Raw genomic sequence first — 16862 nt, 5'->3', positions numbered from 1 at the left:
ACCTATCCTATAGTTATATCTTCTTCAAGATATTTATAAGCTTTATCTCTTGCAGGTTTTAAAAAGATTAATAAAGTATTTGAAACTCCTAATTGACCAATAAACATAATTAAAATAATTGATATTTTAGTAACAACTCCTAATTGATACATTTGAAAATGAGTTAATGGAGATAATCCAACAGTCCCAAATGCACTAGTAATTAATAAAATAGTATTAATTGAAGCACTGTTATGGTTTTTTAAAGTATGAAAAGCACTATTTGAATCAACATAAATAATAAATAAAGCAACAAAAATTAAAAATGTTGAAATAAAGAAAGCTGCATAACTTCTATTAACAGTTTCACTAGGTATAGTTTTTCTAAAAGCACTTGTGAATTTTTGGTTTTTAATAATTTTAAAAGTTGATAAAAGCAGTATTCCAAAAGTTGTAGTTCTAATTCCTCCAGCAGTTGAACTTGGTGCTGATCCAATAAACATTAAAATTGATAATATAGCTTTTGATCCTGAATTAAAAGTTGAAATATCAATTGTTGAAAACCCAGCATTTCTTGAAGCTGTTGTATTAAATAAAATATCCATAAAAACAACAATATTAGATTTAGCATTTAAAACAGTAAAGTTTTCATCATAATAATAAAAAATTAATGAATGATCGTAATTTGAATATTCTGTTGCAAAAACAGCTAAAGGACCAAAGATAAATAATACTAAATACACTCAGAAATTAATTTTTGTAAATAAACTAAAATTAATTTTTTCTTTAGTTTTTTTAGCTTTTAGTTTACGTTTAATATCATGAAAAGTAGGATAACCTAATCCACCAATTATTCACTCAAGCATAAAAATTACTTGAATAGCATAAACTCTATGATTATCTACATTATATGGTTGTAATGAGTTTGGTGAAATAATATCAAACCCAGCATTATTTACAGCACTTGTAGAATGAAAAACAGCAAATCATAAAGACTTTCAAAAATCATGATATGGTGAAACCACTTCTAAATTTGGATTATTTGAAGGTTGATTAAAAAAGAATAAAAAGAATAAAATAAAAGCTGAAATCACTTGAACTGAAGTTAGTCAAATAAACCCATCTTTGATTAGAACAATAGTTAAACTAGTTGTAGCACTTCCTCTTTCAGATTGAGCAACAATAGTATCTGAAATTGAGATTTTTTTATTAATAATTAAAAATAAAACAATTTTAAAAGTTAAAACACCAATTCCACCAAATTCAATTAGTAATAATAAAATAAACTGACCTCAAAAAGTATAAGAATGAGAAACATCTAAAACAGTTAAACCAGTATCACTAAATCCAGATGAAGCAATAAATATTCCAGTTAAAAAATCTCAATTATATTTAGATCCACTTTTAGTTAGTGAAAAGTTAGGAATTGATAATAATAACCCTCCTAATAAAATAATTGCTACATAAATTAAAAAAATCTTTCCTGAAGTTTTAGAAAGTGGTCAAATATCTTTAACTAGTCGGAAAAATTTATACTTTTCTTCATTAAAATTTGAAGTTTTTTTAAAAAGTCTTGAGGTGAATTTTCGTTTCTGTTTTTTATTATTTTTTTTCTTAAAAAACATAAATCCACCTCTTTTCAATATATTATTATATCATTTTGATAAAAATGTATAATTTAATTAGTTAAGAAGGGATAATTTATGGCAAAAAAACAAAACTTTGCAATCATTGGTGTTTCTAACTTTACTTTATCTGTTATTGAAACTTTAGTACAAAAAAGACAATCTGTAACTGTTTTTGATATTGATGAAAGACGTTTGAATTTATATTTATCTGAATTTGATACAGTTGAAGGAATTGTAATTGATACAACTAATAAAGTAGCTCTAGCAAAAAAAGGAATTCAATCATATGATTGAGTGATTGTTGGAATTGAAAATGAATTAGAATCATCACTAGTAACAGTTTTAAACTTATTAGATTTAGAATGTACTAATATTACAGTTAAAGCAAAAGATGATAATTATAGAAGAGTTTTACTAGCTTTAGGTTTAACTGAAAATCAAATTATTGTTCCTAATAAAATTGCTGGAGAAATTACAGCTACTAGAGTAATTTTTAATATTGATTTTGATATTGAAGTACATTCAATTGATGATGAATTTATCTCTTCAACTTTAGAAGTTAAAAACCCTGATTTATTTAATAAAAATATTCAACAAGTTGGATTATCAGCAAATAAAGATTTTAATATTATTCAAATTAGAAGAAAAGGTAAGATCTTATTACCAGATGATTATACTGAACTAAAAGAAGGAGATCATATTGTAGTTTTTGCAAGAACTACTATTATTAATAGTTTAGCTGAAAAAATTCAAGGTATGATTGATGAAGAAACTGATCCAAACCTTTTAACTGAAGAACAATAAAAAATGGGCAGTGCCCATTTTTTTATTATTATAAATTCTTTTCAATTTCTTTAATTACAATTTCATTTGCAATTTCAGGATCAACATTACCATTAGTTTGTTTCATTAACTGACCCATAATTGTTTTAATTACTCTTTCAGGACGAGTTGAATATTGGTTTAATAACTCTTTATTTTGATTAATAATATCAATTAATAATTTTGAGATTTCATCTTTATTTGTAATTAATTTTAGATTTAATCTTTCAACAATTTGTTCAACAGTTTCAGTATTTGAATCTAATATAATTGGCATAATTACTTTTGTTTGTTTTGATGAAATAATATTTTTATCAATTAAATTAATTACACTAGCTAAATTTTCTGGGCTTAATTCAATTTGATCTATTGTTTTATTTTCTAAATTTAATTTAGCTTGAATTTCTGAAATTAACATTTTAGCTATTTTATTATAATTAGTAGTTAATTTAATAGTTTTTTCAAAAAAATTAGTCATTTCTAAACTAGTTAAAATAATATTAGCATTTTCACTAGTTAAACCTAATTCATTTACATATCTAATACGTTTTTGATCTGCTAGTTCAAGAGAATTTGAAATAATTTGATCAACTCATTTTTGATCTAGTTGGATTGGAAAAATATTTGGTTCTCTAAAATATCTATAATCAATACTATCTATTTTACTTCTCATTAAAATAGTTGAATTAGTTTGATCATCAAATCTTCTTGTTTGTTGTTCAACAATTTGATTTTTTAATAAAATTTCTTTTTGTCTATTAATTTCAAATTCAACAGCTTTTTTAATATTTGAAATAGAGTTTAAGTTTTTGATTTCAACTTTATTTGAAAATTTATCACTACCATAAGGTCTTAAAGAAATATTTAAATCAGTTCTTAGTGAACCTTCATTCATTTTTACATCACTAACATTTAAAAATAATAAAATTTCTCTAAGCTTTTCAACATATAAACAAGCTTCTTCAGCACTTCTTAATACTGGTTTTGTAACAATTTCAATTAATCCAACACCAGATCTATTATAGTCAAGATAAGTTAAATTATCTTTATGCACTTGTTTTGCAGTATCTTCTTCAATATGCAAACGTTCAATTTCAATTACTTTTTTATTTCCATTTTCTAAAATTATTTCTAAACTACCATTTGTTCCAATTGGATTAAATTGTTGAGTGATTTGAAAGCCTTTAGTTAAATCTGGATAAAAATAGTTTTTACGATCAAAAGTTAATAAAGTGTCAATTTGCATATTTAAAGCATTACATGCTAAAATAGCTAACTCTACTCCTTTTTTATTAACACTTGGTAAAGTTCCAGGATAAGCTAAATCAATTTCATTTGCTAAAGTATTTGGAGTTTGTCCGTAACTAACTTTACTTGGTGAAAACATTTTTGAATTAGTTTTTAATTCAATATGATTTTCAACTCCAATAATAATTTCAAAATTTTGCATACTAATCCTCAACAATTTGGTTTTTAATTCCAATAATATTTTCTAATAATTTAGCTGCTTGCAATGTTGATAAATCTGTTTTAACTTTTGTTGTAATATTAATTCCAACTGGCATATTTTTAGTTTTAAAAAATGGAATAGTAATTGAAGGACTACCTGTAAAATTAGCTAAAACTAAAATATTTTCAATAAAATCTCTTTCTTGAGATTTTTTATTTGGATTAGTAATTTCTTCTATTAATGGAGCAATAGATGGTGATGCTGGTAATAATAAAACATCAATTTGTTCAAATAAATTATTAAAATCACGATTAATTAAAGTTCTAACTTTTTTAGCTTGTACTAAATATTTTTTTTGATTTTCACCTTTTAAAACTAGTGAACCAATTGCAAATCTACGTCTAACAATTTCACCAAAACCTTGAGTTCTTGAATTGATCATAATTTCACTATAATCATTTCCGTCCACTCTTTTTCCATATTTAATTCCATCTAAACAAGAATTAGTTGAAACACTTTCACTATTTGCAATCATTAAATAAACAGGTAAAACTGCATCTAATAAATCTTGTCTAAAATCTAAAGCTTTAATTTGATAACCTTTATTTTTTAATGTTTCAAATAAATTATAGTAATGAGTTTTATGTTCTTGATCTAAACTTTCAATTACTGAACTAATATATCCAAAAGTTTTAATATTTGAAAAATCATTTATTTGTTTTAAAAAGTCAACATGATCAGCTGTTGTTGATGAAAAATCTCTAGTATCATTATCATAACTAGCATCACATAAAACTGCCATATCATCTACATTTTTTGTAAAAAATCCAGCTGTATCTAAACTTGGAGCATATGGTAATAATCCATATCTTGAAATTACTCCATAAGTTGGCTTAAACCCAACTATTCCATTATAACTAGCTGGTTTTCTAATTGAATCACCAGTATCAGTTCCTGTTGCAAATGGAACTAATCCTTTAGCTACTAAATAAGCAGATCCAGAACTAGAACCACCAACTATACGATTTTTATCTCATGGATTTGTAATCTTACCATTACATGATAATAATCCAGTTCCACCCATTCCAAGTTCATCTAAAGCAGATTTTCCAACTAATATAGATTGATTTTTATCTAGTGAATCAACTAAGGCAGCAGAATAATTTGGAATATAGCTCTCTAGTATTTTTGATGAAGCTGTAGTTGGTATATCTTTTGTTGAAAAATTATCTTTACAAATATATGGAATTCCACATAATAAATTATTGCTATCAAAATTTTCTTCAACTTTTTTTGCTTGTTTTAAAGCATGAATTTCAGCTAAATAATTAATTGCATTAGAATCTAATTCATATTTTAAATTCTTCAATACTTCTTTAGTTAGATCTAAAACAGTATATTTTTTATCTACTAAATCTTTGTGAATTTCAAAAATACTTTTTTTTCTATAATCTTGCATTATTTAACCACCCTTGCTATTGTGATGTAATCATCATGTTTAGTTGGCGCATTTTCTAAAATTTCTTTTTGACAATTAGTTTGTATTGGTTCATCATCTCTTAAATATGAATGAATTTGATTAACTGTATAAAAAGTTGGTTCAACATCTGTTGTATCAATACTAGTGATTTTTTTAAAATCATCAAAAAGTTTGTCTTCAACACTCATTAAGTTTTCAAGCTCTTCATCGTTTAATTCAAACATAAAATCATGAGCTAATTCTTTTCAAAATTCTTTATTAAATCTATTTGACATATTATCCTTTCTCTAATTTTAATAAATCAAAAAATTGCTGTTCATCTATAATTTTAACACCTAATTTTTTTGCTTTTTCTAGTTTAGAACCTACATTATTACCAACTAATAAATAGTCAGTTTGTTTAGAAATTGAGCCACTTATCTTACCAGCATTATTTTCAATTAGTGTTTTAAATTCTTCTCTTGGTCTTGTTAAATTTCCAGTAATTACAAATGATTTATTAGCAATTATTGAATTAGAATTAATTTTTGCTCCCAAATAATTAAAATTAATATTAAATGATTTTAAATCATTAATTAGTTTTAAATTATCTTCTATTTTAAATCAATCAACAATAGATAAAGCTAAAGATTCTCCAATTGAATTTATTTGAATTAATTCATCATAACTAGCACTCATTAAATTATCTATATTTTGATATTTTTTAGCTAAAATTTTTGCGGTTTTACTTCCAATATGTCTAATTCCTAAACCAAATAAAACTTTTTCTAAAGAATTATTTTTAGAAGCATTAATTGAATCAATTAAATTTAAATAACTTTTTAAACCAAAATTATCAATTGCTAAAATTTGATCTTTATATTCTTCTAATTTATAAATATCTGAAATATTTTGAATAATTTTTAGATTAAATAAAATCTCTAAACTTCTATCTCCTAAACTTACAATATTCATAGCTTCTCTGCTACTAAAATGTTGTAATGATCTTAATATTTTCATAGAACAAGAAGAATTTATACAAAACTGATCAACTTCACCATCATTTTTTTCTAATAAAGAATGACAATTTGGACAATATAATGCAGGTTTAAATTTTTCTAATTTATAAAAATCTTCATCTTTAATAGCTTCAATAACTTCTGGAATAACATCTCCAGCTTTTTTTATTTTAACTATACTATTAATTCTTAGATCTTTTGTTTTAATATATTCTGCATTATTTAAAGTAGCAGCACTAATTTTAGCTCCCATTAAAAAAACAGGTTCAAGTTTAGCATTATAAGTAATTTTTCCAGTTCTTCCAACTGTAGCAAATACATCTAATAATTTAGTTTGTTTAATTTCAGCTGGAAATTTATAAGCAATTGCTCACTTCGGAATTTTACTAGTAAACCCTAAACTATTTTGTAAGTTTTTATCATTAATTTTAAATACAATTCCATCAATTTGATAATCTAAATCATTTTTTAAATTAGTATATTTTTGTATATATGCTTTAATTTGATCTAAATTTTTGCACAACATTGTTTCTTTATTAGTTTTAAAACCTAGCTGATTTAGTCTTAAAATGGATTCATATTGATTAAGCTTAGCTGAATCATCACTAATGTAATAATATAAAAAGGCATCAAGATTTCTACTTGCAACTATTTTTGAATCTAACTGTCTTAAAGTACCAGCGGCTGCATTTCTAGGATTTGCAAATAAATCTTCACTATTTAATAATCTTTTTTTATTAATTTTTTCAAATTCAGCTTTAGATAAATATATTTCTCCTCTAACTTCAACACGTTCTTTTTTACTAATTTTTAAAGGAATAGATTTAATAGTTTTTACATTAATAGTGACATCTTCACCTACAATACCATTACCTCTAGTAGCAGCTGATATTAAAACTCCATTTTCATAAACTAATGAAATTGATAAACCATCAATTTTTAATTCAGCTACATATTCATTATTTAAATTGTTTGAAACTTTACTTACTTGAATATTAAATTCTAAAAATTCATCAAAATTAAAAACATTACCTAAACTTAGCATTGGAGTTTTGTGAGTTATTTTTAAAAACTTTTCATTAACCGTTCCACCAACTTTTTGACTAGGTGAATCACTTGTAATAAATTCAGGATATAAATTTTCTAAACTAATTAGTTCTTTTAAAGCTAAGTCATACTCAGTATCATCAACACTTGGATTATCATCAACATAATATTGTTTAGATCATAAGTTTAACTGTTCTTTTAATTGATTAATTCTTAATAGAACTTGTTCTTTTGACATATTTTAATACTCCAATTCATCTTTTTTCATATCACTAAATTTTAAAGTATAAATTTTAGGCTTAGGTTTATATTTTGAATATTTTTCAAATTCACTTTGATCAATAACCTTGTCATTTTCAAAACCATTCATAGCTTTTAATAAAGCTTCTTGTTTTAATAACAACTCATCAATTTTTATACCTTCTTTTTCAAAAAGTTTCTTTTTTGCTAAAATTTCTTTTTTTCTTGCAATTTGTTTAATAATAGGTAAGTTATAAAAAAATATTTTACCTATTGATTTATTAAATATTAATGGAACTACTACTATTAAAAATAAACCTACAAAAAATGTTATAGCAATAACTGTTAAAAGCATATTAAAATTAACAGGAATCTCATCATCTAAATTAATATGAGCAATAGTAGATAAAACTAGTAAAACCATTCCAATAATTGCTCCTGAAAGAACTAAATAGCTTACATTTGTAAAAATCGAATCAAATTTAGCATTATAAACTAACTTATCTCAAGAAAAAAATCATAAATATACATAAGCAACTATTAAAAAGAAAAACTTAAAAATATAAAATGTTTCAATCACAGAAGTAATTTTAGTTTCAACATCACTAATAAAACGATTTAATAATAAAGTAGTAATAAAACTAGTAATAAAAAAACTAAAAGCAATAATATTAATTGGTTTAACAATTGCTCTGTTCATTCCTTTTGCTTGTATTAAAGATAATTTTCCTTCTAAAACAACAATTAAGCTTGTTGTAAAACCAAAAAGTGTTGAGAAATTAAAACTAGAAATTATAAATTTAATTGTGTTTTTTGTTAATCCATTTGTATCAACATCATTAATTATGATTTTTGAAAATAGCCCTGAAACTACATAAGGAGTTATTGAACTTGTAAAAAGAAATGAAAATATAGCTACAACATAAGTGTAATACTCATAATTAGAATATGTTGTTCAATCTAGTCGGCCTTTTTTAATAATAACACTTAAAAAATATTCTCTAAATGAAGTAATTAAAGTAGTCATAATAACTCTTAAATTAATTGCAACTACCATATATAAAGAAAGCAAAGAAGAAACCTTTAACCCAATTGAACCCAAAGCTAAAAAGATAATAATTAAATCACTATTACTTAAAATAGATTGACCAATAGAAGATCAATAAATTTTTGTAGATTTTCTAATTAAACTTAAATTATTAAAATCATTATAAAATTTTAAAAATGGATATTTTGATTTAATATAAATTTTAATTATAAGTCCTCTTATGAATGGATAAAGTAAAAACGGTAAAAATAAATAAACTGGTGAATATTTATCATTTAAAGAAATATAAGAATTCAATCCTATAAAAAATGCACCATAAAACAACATATCAGTAAATAAAATAACTAATTTTCTAGTGGCATTTTTTTGATCTGCTTGCATAATATTTTCATAAACACCAAAAAGTCCAGCTGTTAAAGTTTGTTTAAATCCTAAAATTAAAAAAATTAAACTTAGTTCTCAAAACTTTAAACTAGATGAACTTTTTGATAATGGAGCAATAAAATCAATTCCTCACTTAATTGGTTGATTACTTGTTATCATTGGAGAAATTGCAATTTGTAATGGATAAAGTATAGATAATAAAAAAACTAAAATAAAACCAGAAACAATCTTATTATTATAATTTCTTTTTGAAGTTGAATAAATTTCATTAACTGTAATTCAATCTTTTTTACTTAAAGGTTCTGATAGCATTAAAACTGTTGATAAAGCTAAAGCTCCTTCAGCAGTTCCACCAATTATTGAAAGTGACATAGAAATTCTAATAAACCCATTTATTTCAGTTCCAAAACTTTGTAAAACTCAATAAATTAACAAAAACTGAATTATCATATTAGTTATTGAAATAACAACACCTAATAAAGCACTAAAAACACCACTTTTAGCTGAAGTAGTTTTTTCAGTTGTACTAATAGGTATATTAGCAGTTGTTGATTCAACATTTGTTTGCATAATTACCTCCTACTAATTCAATCTGGGTTTTTTATAATTACTTTATTATTTAAATAATCTAAAGGTTTTTTTAAATTTTTAAATTCAATTTTAAAAGCTGCTAAATAGATCATTTTTTGATCGTTTTCTTTTTTACCATTATATCTAAAATCATTTAAAATAGGATTATTATAAAAACTTAACACACTTCTAATTTGGTGTTTTTTACCTGTTATTAATTTTACTAAAATTAAATTTTTATTAATTAGTTTAAACTCAGTTTGACAATATTTATAGTTATTTTTTTCAACTAAACTAAAATCAGCTTTTTGAGTATTACTATCATAACTAATATAACCATTAACTTGTAAAAAATCATTTAAATTTCAATCATAACTAGTTAGTGCATAATAATATTTATTAATTTGATCGTTTGATTTAAATGCATTAGTTAAAATAGTTGAACTAATTTTATTTTTAGCATAAATTACTAAGCCACTAGTTAATTTATCTAATCGATGAACATGAGAAATCACAAATGAATTTTCTAAATAAATATCATACTCTTTTTTATCAACTAAATAAGATTTAACCATATCATCTAAACATAAATTATATGTTGAATGCATTTCTAAATTATTAGACTTGTTAACTATTAAAATATTATTATCTTCATAAATAATATCTAAACTAACATTACTAATATAGTTAAATTGATCTCTAATTATTGGTTTATTTGAATCATAAACTTCAATAATATCATTTACTTTTAATAAATATTTTTTATCATTAATTCTTTTAGAATTTATCTTAATAGATTTATTTCTTATTCATTTATAAATAACACTTATAGGAGTAGTTTTAAAAGTTTTTTTTAAAAACTTAAATAAAGTTTGATTTTGATCATTTTTATTAACAATAAATTTTGTCATAACTATTTTATATATAAACTAGCTATTATTAAAACTACTGAAATTAAATTATAAAAAGAATGAGATAATCAACAATAACTTAAATTACCTTTAGAAAAACTAAACACTAATGAAAAGAAAAACCCACCTATAACATATGGAAAAATATTATAAACATCTCCACTTGAAATATGTAAAATTCCAAAATATAAACTAGATACTATGATTGATAAAACTTTATTTGAAACCCCTGTAAATAGAGCTTGTCTAGCTACTATTTCTTCACACAAAGGAGCTATAAAAACAGTTAAAATGATAAATAAAACCATATAAATGTATTTAGTAATTCCTTGTACTTTAAAAGGTGAAACTAAACCTTCTTGATTTTTTGATTCACCTAAATTTAACTTTAATTCTGTAATTATTAAACTATATAAAGTATTACCTACAAAAAAAGCAACAATTGCAAAAAGAATTGCAATGGGTATTAAAAGTTTTTTATTTTCTTTAAAAGTTTTTTTAACTTTACTTTTTAAATTATTTATTTTATTAAATGCAAAAATAATTACTAAAACTTCAGCAACAGTTTGAACTAAAAGATTATAAATATCAGATCAAGCATTATTATTGTTATTATTAAAAACACCAACTAAATTTGCTAATAAACCAAAAGCTAATCCAAATAGTTGCAAAAATATTGGAAAACCAAACAATATTCCAACTCCAGACTTTCAAAAACTCATAGGATTTCTAGATCAAAAAATAGTTGCTCCAACTAAAGTAAATAAAATACTTGAAAGTTGAAAAATTAATCCTATTCTTTCATCTGTTATATTTAATTGAGTTTTAAAAACATTTAAAAAAATTACTGCAATTAATGGCAAAATAACTAATGAAAATAAAATAATCATTCCTTCAACTTTAGGTTTATAAAACTTAAAATCAAATGGATATTGTTGATCAACACTAGTATCTTTAATACTAAATTTTTTAATCATTTTAAAATAACTTTCTATTAATAAAGAAAACAACCTAGATGGTTGTTTTTAAATTAAATTATCTTTGTATTAAAGCTGTATCAATCATAGTTTGTTTGATTGCTTGTATTGCTTGATCAGCATCATTTCCATCAGCTTGAATAGTTATTTCGGTTCCAGTTTTTATAGCCATTGCCATTACATTCATAATTGATTTTAAATTACCTTGTTTTTCATTTGCTATTATAGTAATGTTTGAACTAAATTTAGAAGCTTCTTTAGCTAGTACTGAAGCTGGTCTTGCATGTAATCCTACTTTATCTGTAATGATAGCTGAAAACTTTGCCATGAGTCTAATCCTCCTAAAATTTAACAATATTATTATATCATTCTTATTTAAACTACATTTAAATATTATACCTTACTTAAAGCAGAATTATTAGTAGCAATCATCATAATTCCATAACTTGAATTTGTAAATGAAATTTGTAATTGATCATTAATTATTTTAACTACAACACCTTTTCCAAATAATTTATGTTCAACATGATCACCAACATTATATAAATTATGTTGTTTTGGACTAACATAAAATGAACTTTGTTTATAATCATTTGAATCATAAAGTAAAGTATTTAAAAATTGAGTTTCAAATTCATATAAGTCTTTATCAAGTTCGTGAATAAATTTACTTGGTTTTAATTCTGATTGCATAATATGAGAATAATCGCCTTTAACATAAGTTAAAAATAATTCTTCTTTTGCTCTAGTTAAAGCAACATATAAAGCACGTCTTTCTTCTTCTAATTCACTAATACTAGTTTCAGATAGTCTTGATGGAAAAACTCCTTGGTTTAATCCAGTAATAAAAACTACTTTATTTTCTAATCCTTTAGCTGCATGAACTGTTAGTAATGAAACTTTATCAATTTGTTCAGCTTCATCAATATCACTAGCTAAGGCTTCTTCTTGTAAAAAAGCAATTAGTTTATTTTCTTCACTATAATATTTTGGATCAAAATCTTCATCAAATCTTTTTAATTGATCATATAAAGCATTAATATTTTCTAAATCGTCTTGCTCTTTTTTAACTTTTAATTTATTTTCATAACCAGATTGAATTAGTAAATATTTTAAGATTTCTTCAATATTTGTATTATCTAAATATAACTGATGAGCTGTTTTAAACACTTCAATAAGTTCATCTAAGTTTTTAGTAATTGAATGTAAAAGTGTTCTATTTTCATTTGTAATTAAATCAAATATATTCAAATGATTTAAATTAGCAGTATTTATAATTTTTTCAATTGTAATATTTCCAATTTTTGGAATTAAACCTAAAACTCTTTGACTAGATAAATTATCTTTAATTGAAATCATTTTTAAAAATGCCATAGCATCTTTAATTACTTTTCTTTCTCTAAACTTAATTCCACCAATTAATTGAAAAGGAATTTTTTTATTTGCTAGCTCTTTTTCAAATTCTTGAGACCAAGCATTCATTCTATATAAAATAAAAATATCTTTATAATGATAGCCTTGTTTAACTAGTTCTTTAATCTTAGAGCTTACATAACTAGCTTCACTAGTTTTTGAATTACATTCTTTTAAAACTACTTTTTTACCTGATTTATTATTAGTAAAAATTTCTTTGTGTTCTCTAAATTTATTATTTTTAATAAAACTATTAGAAATATCTAATATTTGTTTTGTTGATCTATAGTTTTGATTTAAAACAATACTTATAGCATTACTATATGTTTTATTAAAGTTTAAAATAATATCTAATTTAGCTCCTCTTCAAGAATAAATAGTTTGATCAGGATCTCCAACTACTGTTAAATGATTAGTATTTATAGTTAAAAATTTAATTAAGCTAAATTGAAGTTCATTAGTATCTTGAAACTCATCAACTAAAACATAATCATAAGCATTTCTTCATTTATTTAAAATTTCATTATTTTGTTTAAATAATCGATAAACATAAATTTGTAAATCATCAAAATCTAAAGAATTATTTTTTAAAAGCGTATTTTGATACAACCTATAAATAGCTGCAAAGTTTTTTTCTAAAGTGCTTGTAGCATTTAAAATAGCTTCACTAGGATCAACTAATTCTTCTTTTCATTCTTTTATTTTATAAAGAATTTTTTTATCAAAAGTTTTTTTATCGTTTTCATTTAGTTCAATATTTGATTCTTTTAAAGCTGATTTAATAATTCTTTTTTGATCATCACTATCAATAATTAAAAATTTATCTTCTAATCCAATATGTTTTCCATCAATTCTTAATACTTTAGAACATCATGAGTGAAAAGTAGAAATAAACGGACTTTTAAAAGAATTATTTGTAATTTGTAAAACACGTTCTTTCATTTCTTTAGCAGCTTTATTTGTAAATGTTACAGCTAAAATTCTACTAGGATCGATGTTTTGTTTTTCTATTAAATAAGCAATTTTAGTTGTAATTACTCTAGTTTTACCACTACCAGCTCCAGCAATAATTCTTACTGGTTTATCTGTATTTAAAACTGCTGCTAATTGTTGAGTGTTTAGTAAATTTAACAAATTATCCACTGACATTTTTCCACCATCTACTTACTATTTTTTTTATCTTTTAGATCATCACTATCTAAATCTTGTTTTAACTCATTTATAAATTCTAAATCAAAATTACCAGGTTGTTCATTTAAAGAAATATGTTTATCATTTCTAGTTAAAATTTTATTAGATTTAATTTGTTTATTTACTATTGTTTTTTGTTTTTCAATTACAATTAAATTCAATTTAATATCAATAAAAGATTGATGATTAGTTTGTAATCTAATTGAAATCATCAATCCCAAAAATCAAAATAAAACAATAACTAAACCTATTTGATAAATAATTAAAGATAAAGAAATTCTTCAAGCTTGTTTTTTTACAAAATTACTAGGTAATAAAAAAGCAAAAATAATTGTAAAAATAAAACCAATAAATAAAGGAATAAAAATAAACCAAATTTCTCTAATTATTACTTGTTTAAAACTAATTTTGTTAGTAGTTAAACTTTTTAACTCTATTTTAAAAAGTTTTTTACAACAACTATTTCCTTTTAATAAAAAACTTAAAACAACAAAATAAAAAAAAGTTCACACAAAAGATACTAAATACTTAGCAAGCAAACTTACAATATCACCAGTTTTAATTTTAAAAAAAATTGAAATGATAATTAATGGAATTGAGCAAATTAAAAAATCAAAAAGCCTAGCAAAAAAAACTTTTCATAAACTAGCTAATTTGTAATTGTTATCTAGTTTAATTTCATCTATTTTACTAGTAATTAAAGAATCATTCATTATTTTATTTTTTTAAGTTCACTATATATAAAACGCTCAAAATCATTCATTCTTTTGTTAAATTCAGGGTCTTTATTTTCTAGAAAAATTTTATTTTTTTTAACAAAAACATTAATTTTGTTTTTTACTTTACTTTGAGTGAAATTTAAAGCTTTTTTATATAAAACAGGGTTGTTATATTTTCCAATTAAATTTAAAAATTTATAACAAGTTTGATAATAATGAGCATAAGTTAATTGATCTGAAAGAACTTTATATTTATCAATTTGTCTAAAATAATTAATAATGTGTGGTCATTGTCTTAATAAATCAAAAGCTGAATATTTCATAATAGAAATTCTATGCAATGATAAATAATCATCAAGTATATAACAATTATTTGCTAAAGATAAAAATTTATAAGTAAATAAGTGGTCAAATCTAACTTTTCTTCTAAAGCTTAAATTTTTTTGTTTAATTGTCTCAAGTTTAAAAGCTTTAGTATAAATAAGTCTTTGAATATAAGCAAATACTTCATAATTTTTATTTAAATCATATAATTTATTACCTTTTAAAAGATTATATGAAATTTGATCTTCAAGTAAACCATTATAATTTTGATTAAATTCTATTAAATCAGCATTGTTTTTGTCAGATACTTTTTGAATTTGTTCAACAAAATTGGGATATAAAAAATCGCCTTCTTTAACAAAAACAATATATTTTCCTGTTGCTAATTCCATTGCAATGTTTCAATCACTTGAAGTATCTTGTGGAATATTATTTTCGCTTAAAATGATATTATTTGAATTATCAAAAATTTCTTTTATATACTTTCTTTTTGCATTATCTATATATTTAGAGTCATTTATAATAATAGTTTGGTGTGAGTCATTAGTTTGATGTTTTATAGAGTCAATAGTTGTTTTTAATCTATTTAAATGTGTTTGAGACACAATAATAAAAGATACCAGCATTTTTACACCAACCTTCTTATACTATTTATATTTTACACTATTTAAAAATTAAAAAATGAAACTTATTTTTTAGTTATAAGTTTCATTTTTTAATGAGTGTTTCTGATATCTAGTTATAATGTTTTAAGTATTTCTTCTGAAAACTTTGGAAGATTTTCTTTTGGTATATTTGATTCAGCATCTTTTCTAAAATCTTTTGCGTGAGTTACTTTTATTGGTTTTCAAGAACTTAAACTGCGCTTAAACCCTTTTGCATCTTGGAACATTTGTCTCATCGATGTAACATTAAATATATTTCATTTAGAAATATTACCATTAAATAATTTTGTTTTACTAAACATTCGACACTGCCATATTTTCTACTTTAGAAGTATCTCATTCATTTAAATCCTGATTGAAATTAAAGGCTCCACTAAACATACTTTGCATATCTTCAACTTTTTTTACATTTCACTTAAACACAGAACCATTGAAATTTTCAGCATCTCAAAACATTCCATGCATTGTTTTAACATTTTTTGTATCTCAAGAATTTAAATCTTGATTAAATTTACTTGCTCCAGCAAACATTTTAGTCATATCAATAACATTTGAAACATCTCAATTACTAATATCTTGATCAAAAGTTGTTGTATCACTAAATGTTTCAGTTAAGTATTTTACATTAGTTATTTTTCATTTATCTAAATTATCTATACGTTCTGATTCTAAATTTCTAAATGTATTGTCTAATGAATTAATTTTTAAAGGAAGATACAGTGGAACTTTTTTTGCATTTTTGTCAACTGTGTTCATTTTTATACTTTTTAACGTATTATCTAGTTTATAACCAATTTGTAATAATTGATTTTTAGATTTATCATATTTTTCTTTAACTTCGTCTTTTAAAACTGTTTTAGGAATAAAAGTAATTGTTTTATTAAAATAACTAATATTTAACTTATTTATTTCACTACTATTATTATCAACTTGCAACTTTGTATTTTTTTAGGGTAGCAGTCCCAAACTTTTAATTGATCAACAACATCTTGATAAGTTGAAAACTACCAAAAGCT

15 protein-coding genes are annotated in these 16862 nt (G+C 22.8%); 1 reads left to right on the top strand and 14 read right to left on the bottom strand.

Annotation, left to right across the window (positions count from 1 at the left end):
* Nucleotides 1-2: 2 nt before the first annotated feature.
* Nucleotides 3-1604, bottom strand: a complete 1602-nt coding sequence (locus V2P32_RS01460) for a potassium transporter TrkG (protein ID WP_434343795.1) — start codon at nt 1602-1604, stop codon at nt 3-5.
* A gap of 78 nt (nt 1605-1682) precedes the next feature.
* Between V2P32_RS01460 and V2P32_RS01455 the strand changes: the two genes are divergently transcribed.
* Nucleotides 1683-2411, top strand: a complete 729-nt coding sequence (locus V2P32_RS01455) for a potassium channel family protein (RefSeq protein WP_434343794.1) — start codon at nt 1683-1685, stop codon at nt 2409-2411.
* 28 nt (nt 2412-2439) lie between these two features.
* Here the strand turns inward: V2P32_RS01455 and gatB are convergent, their stop codons facing one another.
* The 13 genes from gatB to V2P32_RS01390 form a co-directional block, all read right to left on the bottom strand.
* Nucleotides 2440-3879 carry an Asp-tRNA(Asn)/Glu-tRNA(Gln) amidotransferase subunit GatB gene (gene gatB / locus V2P32_RS01450; protein WP_434343793.1) on the bottom strand — a complete coding sequence of 480 codons (1440 nt, stop codon included), beginning with the start codon at nt 3877-3879 and terminating at the stop codon, nt 2440-2442.
* A gap of 1 nt (nt 3880) precedes the next feature.
* Complete coding sequence (locus tag V2P32_RS01445; RefSeq protein WP_434343792.1) at nt 3881-5338, bottom strand: amidase family protein; 1458 nt, start codon at nt 5336-5338, stop codon at nt 3881-3883.
* Nucleotides 5338-5634: an Asp-tRNA(Asn)/Glu-tRNA(Gln) amidotransferase subunit GatC gene (gene gatC / locus V2P32_RS01440; RefSeq protein WP_013447982.1), complete on the bottom strand. Its 297-nt coding sequence runs from the start codon at nt 5632-5634 to the stop codon at nt 5338-5340. Before gatC ends, V2P32_RS01445 begins: the two co-directional genes overlap by 1 nt.
* Before the next feature lies 1 nt (nt 5635).
* Complete coding sequence (ligA, locus tag V2P32_RS01435; RefSeq protein WP_434343791.1) at nt 5636-7642, bottom strand: NAD-dependent DNA ligase LigA; 2007 nt, start codon at nt 7640-7642, stop codon at nt 5636-5638.
* Between the two features lie 3 nt (nt 7643-7645).
* Nucleotides 7646-9646, bottom strand: a complete 2001-nt coding sequence (locus V2P32_RS01430; RefSeq protein ID WP_434343790.1) for a hypothetical protein — start codon at nt 9644-9646, stop codon at nt 7646-7648.
* 2 nt (nt 9647-9648) lie between these two features.
* On the bottom strand, nt 9649-10557 hold the full coding sequence (locus tag V2P32_RS01425; RefSeq protein WP_434343789.1) for a pseudouridine synthase: 909 nt from the start codon (nt 10555-10557) through the stop codon (nt 9649-9651).
* A gap of 2 nt (nt 10558-10559) precedes the next feature.
* The gene (locus tag V2P32_RS01420) at nt 10560-11534 is read right to left on the bottom strand and encodes a lysostaphin resistance A-like protein (protein ID WP_434343788.1); all 975 of its coding nucleotides are present in this window, start codon (nt 11532-11534) and stop codon (nt 10560-10562) included.
* 58 nt (nt 11535-11592) lie between these two features.
* Nucleotides 11593-11862 (bottom strand): HPr family phosphocarrier protein, encoded by a 270-nt coding sequence (locus V2P32_RS01415; protein ID WP_107669451.1) that lies wholly within the window; start codon nt 11860-11862, stop codon nt 11593-11595.
* A gap of 65 nt (nt 11863-11927) precedes the next feature.
* The gene (locus tag V2P32_RS01410) at nt 11928-14096 is read right to left on the bottom strand and encodes an ATP-dependent helicase (RefSeq protein WP_434343787.1); all 2169 of its coding nucleotides are present in this window, start codon (nt 14094-14096) and stop codon (nt 11928-11930) included.
* An 11-nt stretch (nt 14097-14107) separates the two neighbouring features.
* Entirely contained in the window at nt 14108-14851 is a 744-nt protein-coding gene (locus V2P32_RS01405; RefSeq protein ID WP_434343786.1) for an RDD family protein, read from the bottom strand.
* Complete coding sequence (locus tag V2P32_RS01400) at nt 14851-15807, bottom strand: glycosyltransferase (RefSeq protein WP_434343785.1); 957 nt, start codon at nt 15805-15807, stop codon at nt 14851-14853. The genes V2P32_RS01405 and V2P32_RS01400 overlap by 1 nt, the downstream gene beginning before the upstream one ends.
* 113 nt (nt 15808-15920) lie before the next feature.
* Nucleotides 15921-16148: a BspA family leucine-rich repeat surface protein gene (locus V2P32_RS01395; RefSeq protein WP_434343784.1), complete on the bottom strand. Its 228-nt coding sequence runs from the start codon at nt 16146-16148 to the stop codon at nt 15921-15923.
* Nucleotides 16141-16782, bottom strand: a complete 642-nt coding sequence (locus V2P32_RS01390) for a BspA family leucine-rich repeat surface protein (protein ID WP_434343783.1) — start codon at nt 16780-16782, stop codon at nt 16141-16143. The genes V2P32_RS01395 and V2P32_RS01390 overlap by 8 nt, the downstream gene beginning before the upstream one ends.
* Nucleotides 16783-16862: the final 80 nt, after the last annotated feature.

The organism is Mycoplasma sp. 06067-C1-B144P-99-0482-3, from assembly GCF_051053925.1.
Classification (GTDB): Bacteria; Bacillota_I; Bacilli_A; order Mycoplasmatales; family Mycoplasmataceae; genus Mycoplasma; species Mycoplasma leachii.
The sequence above is the reverse complement of the archived record's forward strand: the minus strand, read 5'-3'. Positions and strand labels throughout refer to the sequence as shown.